The sequence below is a fragment of the Duganella margarita genome (genome assembly GCF_009857535.1).
In the GTDB taxonomy this organism is placed as follows: Bacteria; Pseudomonadota; Gammaproteobacteria; order Burkholderiales; family Burkholderiaceae_D; genus Rugamonas; species Rugamonas margarita.
On record NZ_WWCS01000114.1, the window covers coordinates 1 to 215 of the forward strand.

A 215-nucleotide genomic window follows, 5' to 3' on the forward strand; every position below is an offset into this window, starting at 1 on the left:
TACAAACAGTAGGAGCGGACTTGTTCCGTGACTGCGTACCTTTTGTATAATGGGTCAGCGACTTACATTCAGTGGCAAGGTTAACCGCATAGGGAAGCCGTAGAGAAATCGAGTCCGAACAGGGCGCTAGTCGCTGGGTGTAGACCCGAAACCAAGTGATCTACTCATGGCCAGGATGAAGGTGCGGTAACACGCACTGGAGGTCCGAACCCACT

The 215-nt window shown here is 52.6% G+C and carries 1 rRNA gene; it reads left to right on the forward strand.

The features are described 5' to 3' along the window. Positions 1-215: ribosomal RNA gene (locus GTP55_RS29475) — 23S ribosomal RNA — on the forward strand; the annotation flags it as partial.